Genomic DNA, 8,762 nt, shown 5'->3' on the forward strand with positions numbered 1-8,762 from the left:
ACCGTGGCGCGCCCCGCCGTCGGGTCGGGTCGGGTCAGGAGGTCAGGACGAGGGGGACCGGCTGAGGTCGTAGAAGGTCGAGCCGCCGACCGTCCTGGCGGTGTAGTGGCTCGTCACCCAGGCCTCGATCTCGGCGGTCTGCGACCGGCCCGACTCGCCGCCGGGGCCGGCGGGCGCGGCGGCGGTGCCGCCCGTCTCGCCGCCGGCGGCGCGGAACGAGCCGCCGGCGATGAACCAGCGCACCTTGCCCTCCTGCACGTACTGCTGGAAGGCGCTCAGGCTGAGCGAGGGGTCGCTGCTGTTGAAGCCGCCGAGGGCCATCACCGGGACGCCGGAGGCGAGCTGGTAGCCGGCGGCGTTCTGCGAGCCGCTGGTCGCGGCGGCCCAGCGGTAGCCGTCGGCGCCCTCCTTCAGCAGGGCGGCCGCCTCGTCGCTCACGTTGGCGCCGTTCAGCAGCCCGCCCATGCCGCCCATGCCGCCCATGCCGCCCATGCCGCCCATGCCGCCCGTACCGCCGGGGCCACCGGCCGTGCCGCCGGCCATGCCACCCGTCGTACCGCCGGGCCCGTCGCCGGTGCCGCCGGGGGCGCCGTCCGTACGACCCGTGCCCGCCGTGCCGTCCGGGGCGCCGGGGAAGCCGCCCGTGCCGTCGGGGACGCGGTTGCCCTGTCCGCCGTCCTGCTGCGGGGTGCCGGGGAAGCCGGGGAAGCCGCCCGCGCCGTCCGGGCCGCGTCGCCCGCCGCCGCCCGGACCGAAGCCGCCCGCCACGGACGGCCCCGCCAGCACGATCGAGCCCTGGTGCGGGGTGTTGACCGTCTCCACCGCGTACGCCGCCGGACCGCCCAGCGCCGCCGCAGCACCGACCAGGCCCGCCACCGCCGCCAGGCGCCCGGCGAGCCGCGAGGGTCCGCCGGCCCGGCGCGCGAGCCGCGCTCCGAGCGGTCCGGCCACCAGCAGCGCCACCGCCGCGAGCAGCCCGCCGGCCAGCACCGTCGGCCGCAGCCACGGCAGGAAGCCGGTGCTGCGCCCGAGCAGCACGTACGCCCACACCGACGTCACCGCGAGCGTGCCGGCCAGCACCGCCGCGTACCGCAGCCGGTGCCGCGCCCGCCACAGCCCGTCCACGCCCATGCCGACCAGCGCCGCGACCGCCGGGGCCAGCGCCACCGTGTAGTACTGGTGGAAGATCCCGGACATGAAGCTGAAGGTCAGCGCGGTGCAGAGCAGCCAGCCGCCCCAGACCAGGAACGCCGCGCGCGCGGTGTCCGTCCGGGCGTGACGGCGGGTGGCCCAGAGACCGAACAGCAGCAGGACCAGCGCGGCCGGCATCAGCCAGGCGATCTGCCCGCCGATGTCGCCGTCGAACAGCCGGGTGATGCCGGTCCGGCCCCAGCCGCCCCCGCCGCGCATCCCGCCGGGCGGGTCTCCGGCGGCCGCGCCGGCCGCGTTGCCCGCCGCGTTGCCGAACGCCCCCTCGAACCCGCCCGGGAACCGGCCCGGTCCGCCGCCGACGCTGCCCGTCTCATTGCCGTTGAGCCGGCCGATCCCGTTGTAGCCGAAGGTGAGCGAGAGGAAGCTGTTGTCCTGCGAGCCGCCGACGTACGGCCGCGCCGAGGCCGGGACCAGCTCGACCACCGCGACCCACCAGCCGCCCGCGACCACCATGGCCAGCCCGCCGGCCAGCAGTTGGCGCACCCGGCGCCACAGCCCGGTCGGCGCCGCCACCAGGTGGACCAGTGCGAACGCGGGCAGCACCAGGAACGCCTGCAGCGTCTTGGTGAGGAAGGCCAGCCCGAACATCACCCCGGTGAACACCAGCCACCGGGTGCCCGCCGCCTCGATCGCCCGCAGCAGCCCGTACGCGGCCAGCGTGAGCAGCAGCACCAGCAGCGCGTCCGGGTTGTTGAAGCGGAACATCAGCGCCGCCACCGGCGTCAGCGCGAACGCCGCGCCCGCCAGCAGCCCGGCGAGCGGCGTGAAGCGCCGGCGCACCGTCGCGTACAGCACCGCCACCGTGGCCACCGCCATCAGCGCCTGCGGGGCCAGCACCGACCAGGAGGAGAGCCCGAAGACGCGCGCCGCGAGCGCCATCGGCCAGAGCGCGAGCGGCGGCTTGTCGACGGTGATGAAGTTCCCGGCGTCCGAGGATCCATAGAAGAAGGCCTTCCAGCTCTCGCTGCCCGCCTGGGCGGCGGCCGAGTAGAAGGCGTTGGCCCAGCCGGAGGCGGACAGGCCCCAGAGGTAGAGGACGGCGGTGGCGGCCAGCAGCGCGAGCAGCGCGGGCCGCACCCAGCGCGGGTCGTCGGCGCGCCCGCGCCAGGTCCGGCCCGGCAGGGTGCGCAGCCGCTCCGCCCAGGACGCCGGGCCCTCGGGTCCGGCCGGCGGCAGCGGGAACTCCGGGTAGAGCGGGGGCTCCGGCGGTTGCGGGAACTCCGGGTGCAGCGGCGGCTCGGCGGGCCGCCGTGGCGCCGCCCCCTCCGGCGAAGGGGCTGGCGGCAGGACCGGCGGCGGGTAGTTCCCGGCCTCCGGCCAGGGCTCGCCGGCCGGTGGGGTGTGGCTGGTCGTGGTCATGGGCGCTACGCTCGGGCGCCCGTGTGAGAGAACGGTGAGACGTGGGTATGAGCCGCCTGTGATCTGGCGGGCCCTGCCCCGTGCTCCCCCCTGCTACGCGGCCTGCGGCATCGTCAGGTGCCTGCCCAGCCACTCCAGGGCGGGCGGGATCTCCCTGGTCCAGGTGTGGAAGTTGTGGCCGCCGGTGTCGAGGGTGATGGTGGAGAGCTTGGTCGGCGCCTTGAAGGCGTTGACCATGGCCTGGGTGCCCTCGTAGTTGTTCTCGTCGTAGCTGGTGGCGAGCAGCAGCGCGACCGGTGCGGCGGGCTTGTTCTTCAGCCGCCAGAGCAGGTCGTTCTCCTGCTTCAGCTGGGCGCTGCCCCCGAACAGGTCGCCGGTGGTCTCGTCGATCGGCGCGGTGTAGTAGCCGGAGAGCGAGACCGCCGACCGGTAGGCGTCCGGCTTGCGCAGCGCGAACTTGAGGGCGCAGTAGCCGCCGGTCGAGTTGCCGATCACCGCGCGGTTGGCCGGGTCGGTGCCGATCCGGTAGTTGGCGGCCATCGCCGTGGGCAGGTCGCTGGTGAAGAAGGTCTCCACCTGGGGCCCGCCGGGGATGTCCATGCACTCGGTGTCGCGGTTGCCGGACAGGGTCGGGCGCATCAGCACCAGGACGGTCGGCGGCAGCTTGTTCTGCTCGATCGCGGAGAGGGCGGACGCCGGGTACTGCATCAGCGTGATGAGCTTCTCCGCCGAGCCCGGGTAGCCGGCCAGCACCAGCGCCATCGGGAAGCTGCGCTGCGCGTACTCCGGCTGGAAGTACTGCGGCGGCAGGTAGACGAAGGCGTCGCTGCTCAGGCCGCTGGCCCTGCCGCTGACCGAGACCTCCTGGATCAGCCCGGAGCGGTCGCGGGCCGAACCCTGCGCCGAGTACATGTTCTTCTCGCCGGTGACGGACAGCGAGGCCGCCGCGTTCGGCTGGTGGTCGACCACCGTGCCCGGCTTGCCGTTGGTGCCGAGCAGGTCGCTCCAGGAGCTGTAGAAACCGAAGTAGCCGTTGGCGATCAGCCCCATCGCGACCAGCACCGCGATCTGGGTGGCGAGGAACGCGCCGATCCGTCCGGTCCAGGCCTTCCACCCGCCGCCGCCGAGTCTCGGCCAGAACCACATCGTGGCGGCGAAGACGCAGATCGCGACGACGGAGGCGATGATCTGGAGGGGGAGACCCGTGAGGCTGAGCACGTCCCGATCGTAGTTGACGTCGGAGTCCGCTCCGTGCGCCCTGTCGTACGCCCCCGCTACGCTTCGGTGCGCCGCAAGTGAGCCCTGTTGACCGCGTCTTGTCGGGTCGGGATCATGTCGGCGGGGACAGCGGATCGCACGGAGTGTGCATGTATCAGTACCGAGAGAACACCCGGGGGAGCGGCATGAAGTCCTTCAGCAAGGTCGGCGTGGCGGTGGGCACCGCGTTGCTGCTGGCGGCCTGTTCGAGCGGCGGGTCGGGAGAGTCGGGAGAGTCCGGCGGCTCCAGCAGTGCGTCGGGAGGGTCGGCCGCGTCCAGCCCGTCCGACGGTTTCAGCGCCCTGCCCGCCCCGACGCGGACCCCGACGCCGACACCCACCCCGACGCCCACGCCGTACGGACCCGTGCTCGCCGGCTACGTCGACCCGGTCGGCACCGCGCTCGGCAAGATCAATCCGGCCGCCAACATGGGCAACTTCATCATCGGCCTCCAGGAGGCGGCCAGTGCCGCCAACTCCGCGAGCAGCGGGCTCGGCCTCAGCGACACGCCGGCCACCGTCGGCACCACCAAGCGCCAACTCGTGACGGCGCTCTCCCAGCTCGCCACCGACCTGACCAAGATCCGCAGCGACATCACGTCCAAGGCCTTCTGCACCACCGGCTCCGCCTACGCCCAGGTAGGCCTCTCCGAGGGCCTGAAGGCGATCCCGGCGGCCCTCGCCGAGATGGCCGCCGCCGGATACCCCACCAACTTCACCGTCCCCCAGACCCCGCCGCAGCAGACCCGCTCCAAGGAGAACGACACCTTCGTCACCAAGGGCCGGCTGCGCGGCAAGGGCGAGCTGAACGTCGACAACACGGCCGGTACCACCGACTCCGTCGTCTCGCTCTCCCAGAAGGGCAAGACGGTCCACTCGCTGTACGTCGGGAAGGGGAAGGAGGCGTCGATCTCGGGCATCGAGGACGGCACCTACGACATCTACTTCTCCGACGGCATCGACTGGGATTCGTCGCTGAAGATGTTCACCCAGAACTGCAGCTACACGAAGTTCGACGACACCATGGCCTTCGAGACCGACCGGACGACGTACTCGATCTGGTCGATCACGCTGACCGCGAAGGTCGGCGGCAACGCCGAGACGAGTGACGTGGACGAGGAGAACTTCCCGCAGCCGTAGCCGACCGGACCGGGTTCCGCGGACTCGGGTCCAGGTTCGGGTTCCGCGGACTCGGGTCCGGGTCCGGGGGCACCTGTAGTGCTCATTCGTCGAGGAAGACGTGCCCGAGGAGTCCGGGCTCCGGGTCCGCGGGCATCCGCACCAGCAGCACCCCGATCGCCGTGAGCCCTCCTGTCGGAGCGGCGTCTCCAGCGTCCGGCGGGGTCGGGCAAGTCCCCTCCCGTGGAGGGACTTCGAGCAGCTCTCCGGTCCGCCGAGGAACGCCGGTTGACGCCCGTTCGGACTGTCGCGGGCCGCTTGCCCGGCAATTGTCAGCGGCCCGTGCCAGACTCCCGTCATGGCACCAGAACCGCTCGCAACCCTCACCTTCGCCGCCTGGCGTCGCCTCGACCTCGCCACCGCCGGCCGTCTCGCCGCCCAGGTCGCGGGCAGCGTGGGCGGCCGTCTCGACCGTGTCGAGACGGCCGAGCACCTGGGCGCGCCGCTGCACCGCGTCCTGGTCGGACGCGGTGAGCGGATGTTCGCGCTGATACCGGGTGGGCGCGTCACGGTGGGCTTCGACGTGGCGGGTTGGCGGCCGTCCGCCGAACTCCTCGCCAGCTACCAGGAGAAGAGCGTCGATGAGGGCTTCGGCGACGGGGACCTGCACGGTCACCTCGCCCGGGTCCTCAGCCCGAGTCGGACCGTCACCGTGCCGACGCTGCTGATGGCCGTCGAGGACGAGCCGCTGGAGGAGGAGCCCGCCGACATGCCGGCCGTCCTCGCCGAGGAAGGCCTGCGCCTGCCCACCCCCGACGAGTGGGAGCACGGCTGCGGCGCCGGGGCGGGCACGCTGTTCCGCTGGGGCGACGAGTGCCCGCTCGACCGGTTGCCGTACGGGGACGGCCTCGGCCCGCAGGGCGAGCCGAACGCCTTCGGCCTGCGCATCGCCCACGACACCTACCGCTCCGAGATCACCAGCGAGCCCGGGGTCATCTACGGCGGTGACGGCGGCGAGTCGGTCTGCGGCGGCTACGGCACCGTCCTCGCCTGGCTGCCGCTCGCCACGGCCAACCGGCACCCGGACCTGGCGGCCATGGTGTTCAAGGAGGACGGCGACTACTGCACCGAGGACCTCTCGGCCCGCCCGGTCCTCGCCCTCCGCTGAGGGGTTACTCCTCCTCGTCCTCGTCCCACTCCGGGATGCTCCACCGCAGTACCGTTCCGCCACCGGCACCACGGTCGAGGGTCACGGGGTACACCCGACCCCAATCCCGCTCCCCGTGGTGCCGGACGGCGTGGTCACCCTGGCACCAGCTGAAGCCGAGCACGGGGCAGCCGCCGACCTCGATCTCGCCGACGCCAAGCGGTCGGGTGCGGCCGGCGCGATGGAGGAGGTGGAAGTCGGTGTGCGGTTCGGCGGACGAGACCAGGCCGCCGCCGCGGTATGCCGCGACTTCGAGGGCGAGGGCGGTCGCCGTCTCGACGGGCAGATCCAGCCAGCCGTAGGTCCCTCGCTCATCCCCCTCGTACTGCGGGATCCGCACACCGCCGAACCGCTGGTGCGCCTCCTCCATGTCGCGCCCCCAGTAGCTGACATCGGCGAGCCCGTCGGCCGGCTCGCCCTCCAGCCCGATCCAGGCATCCAGCCCGACCGCGTCCCCGAGCACCATCCCACCCCGGTCCACCGGCAGGTCCCCGAGCAGCACCGGCGCCTTCCGCCCCACCGGCCACGGCACCCCGAGCTCCACCTCCAGTACGGCGATCGCGGGCTCCTCGTCGAACGGCGAAGGCGCCGTCCGGGCCCGCACCGCCAGCGCCCGCGCACCGTCGACGGCCACGGCCACCGCCTCCGCCATGTCCTCCACGAGGTGCCCGCCCCCGGCCCCCTGCCCCGCCGCCTCCCGCGCCCGCTCGGACAGCGGCCTCCCGACCTCCGGCCAGTAGTCCAACCACGTCACCATGCCGAGGACGAGCACCCCGGAGGGCGCGGTGACGGTCCCCAGGTGCGTGAAGCTGTCGTTCATGCACCCGATCCTGCCGTACCGCTAGGACAATCCGGTCCCCGCGGGCACTGGTCCGCCATCGGCGGCGTCCAGCATGACAGCCCCTTCGAGGCGTTCACAGCGGCGACCGGACGGCCGGCGCCCTCCCGCCGCGTCGGCCGCTTCGCCGGCTTCACGTCGGCGCGCGGGGAGCGGTCCCGGTACTTCACCCCCCTCGATCATGCGGTTGGGGCCATCCCCGCGAAGGCGGGGAACAGGTGATCATCGCAGTGCCCACGCCCCGCTGCCGGGGGCCATCCCCGCTCATGCGGGGAGCAGGGTGCTGACCAGCGGGTCCATGGCGGGCGGCGGCTGTCCCGTGCAACTTGCTGAGACCCGGTCATTTCGGACTTCTGGGGCGTGTATCCGCTTCCGGGTACGGAAACGATAGCCGAGTACCGCTCGAAGCCGACTGCATTGACGACCCGTCGGCCCTCCCGCTCCCGGCCGGTCCTGCCCGCGCGAATTCCCCATGCGACTTCGGCCCGCACGGTTGACCTCTTGAAGTGGGCATGGCACTTTCGTGCGGCGCGGGCGTCCGCAACCGGTCGTACGCCCCGCATCCCCCACAAGGAGAGCCATGTTCAGAAGACTTGCCGCCGCGTCCGCCGCGAGCGCTGTCATTGCCGGGGTCCTGACCTCCGTGGCAGTCGCGCCCGCGCAGGCGGTGCAGGCCGGTGACCTGACGTCCACCATCGCGCTGAGCAACTGCTCCGCCTCGCTGGTGCGTTACCCATCCTCGGTCGACACCGACCGGGCCCTCATGCTCACCAACGGCCACTGCCTGCCGACCATGCCGTCCGCCGGCCAGGTCATCCAGAACCAGACCGCCAGCCGCAGCGGCACCCTGCTCAACGCCTCCGGCGGTTCCCTCGGCACCGTGTCGGCCGACAGGATCCTCTACGCCACGATGACCGGCACCGACGTAGCGCTGTACCAACTCACCGACACCTTCGGGTCGATCACCTCCAAGTTCGGCGCGACGGCGCTGACCATCAGCGACACCCACCCGGTCGACGGCTCGGCGATGTTCATACCGTCCTCGTACTGGAAGCAGACCTGGAACTGCTCCATCAACGGCTTCGTCGGCACGCTCCGCGAGGACGCGTGGACCTGGCGCGACTCCATCCGCTACAGCACCGGCTGCAACACCACGCACGGCACCTCGGGCTCGCCGATCGTCGACGCCGCGACGAAGAAGGTCGTCGGCATCAACAACACCGGCAACGACGACGGCCAGATGTGCACGCTCAACAACCCCTGCGAGGTGGCCGCCGACGGCACCACCACCGCGCACCAGGGGCAGAGCTACGGCCAGGAGACCTACTGGTTCACCACCTGCCTGGGCAACGGACGCGTCATCGACCTCAACGTCAGCGGCTGCCTGCTGACGAAGCCCGCGGGCAGCGGCACCGTCTCGGTCGCGAACCCGGGCAACCAGTCGACGGCGGTGGGCGGTTCGGCGAACCTCCAGATCCAGGCGAGCGGCGGCTCGACGCCGTACACCTACTCGGCCACCGGCCTGCCGGCCGGGCTCTCCGTCAACGCCTCCACCGGCGTCATCAGCGGCACCGCCACCACGGCGGGCACGTACAACGTGACCGTCACGGCCAAGGACGCGGCCGCCAAGTCGGGCAGCACCACCTTCACCTGGACGGTCACGGGTGGCGGTGGCGGCACCTGCACCCCGGCGCAGCTGCTCGGCAACGCGGGCTTCGAGACGGGCACGGCCTCGCCGTGGACCGCCTCCAGCGGCGTGGTCGACAACTCC

At 72.6% G+C, this 8,762-nt stretch carries 6 protein-coding genes; 3 read left to right on the forward strand and 3 right to left on the reverse strand.

What is annotated here, in order from left to right; translation table 11 throughout:
- Window positions 1-42 precede the first annotated feature (42 nt).
- On the reverse strand, window positions 43-2,571 hold the full coding sequence (locus tag ACFU74_RS34120; protein ID WP_380763924.1) for an ArnT family glycosyltransferase: 2,529 nt from the start codon (window positions 2,569-2,571) through the stop codon (window positions 43-45).
- 93 nt (window positions 2,572-2,664) lie between these two features.
- Complete coding sequence (locus ACFU74_RS34125) at window positions 2,665-3,789, reverse strand: alpha/beta hydrolase (RefSeq protein ID WP_380763926.1); 1,125 nt, start codon at window positions 3,787-3,789, stop codon at window positions 2,665-2,667.
- A 149-nt stretch (window positions 3,790-3,938) separates the two neighbouring features.
- Between ACFU74_RS34125 and ACFU74_RS34130 the strand changes: the two genes are divergently transcribed.
- Together ACFU74_RS34130 and ACFU74_RS34135 are read left to right on the forward strand one after the other, a co-directional pair.
- Window positions 3,939-4,967, forward strand: coding sequence for a hypothetical protein (locus tag ACFU74_RS34130; RefSeq protein ID WP_380763928.1), 1,029 nt, complete (start codon window positions 3,939-3,941; stop codon window positions 4,965-4,967).
- 337 nt (window positions 4,968-5,304) lie between these two features.
- Window positions 5,305-6,114: a hypothetical protein gene (locus ACFU74_RS34135; RefSeq protein WP_380763930.1), complete on the forward strand. Its 810-nt coding sequence runs from the start codon at window positions 5,305-5,307 to the stop codon at window positions 6,112-6,114.
- 4 nt (window positions 6,115-6,118) lie between these two features.
- Here the strand turns inward: ACFU74_RS34135 and ACFU74_RS34140 are convergent, their stop codons facing one another.
- Entirely contained in the window at window positions 6,119-6,973 is an 855-nt protein-coding gene (locus ACFU74_RS34140) for a hypothetical protein (RefSeq protein ID WP_380763932.1), read from the reverse strand.
- A gap of 661 nt (window positions 6,974-7,634) precedes the next feature.
- Between ACFU74_RS34140 and ACFU74_RS34145 the strand changes: the two genes are divergently transcribed.
- Window positions 7,635-8,762, forward strand: a 1,128-nt coding sequence (locus ACFU74_RS34145; protein WP_380763934.1) for a putative Ig domain-containing protein, incomplete at its 3' end; no start/stop codon positions are given.

This window comes from Kitasatospora sp. NPDC057500 (genome assembly GCF_042802195.1).
Taxonomy (GTDB): domain Bacteria; phylum Actinomycetota; class Actinomycetes; order Streptomycetales; family Streptomycetaceae; genus Kitasatospora.

Bases quoted from the DNA above. Each gene is read 5' to 3' on its own strand.
- ACFU74_RS34130 (WP_380763928.1), top strand. From the start codon at position 3,939: ATGTATCAGTACCGAGAGAACACCCGGGGGAGCGGCATGAAGTCCTTC.
- ACFU74_RS34140 (WP_380763932.1), bottom strand. From the start codon at position 6,973: ATGAACGACAGCTTCACGCACCTGGGGACCGTCACCGCGCCCTCCGGG.
- ACFU74_RS34135 (WP_380763930.1), top strand. From the start codon at position 5,305: ATGGCACCAGAACCGCTCGCAACCCTCACCTTCGCCGCCTGGCGTCGC.
- ACFU74_RS34120 (WP_380763924.1), bottom strand. From the start codon at position 2,571: ATGACCACGACCAGCCACACCCCACCGGCCGGCGAGCCCTGGCCGGAG.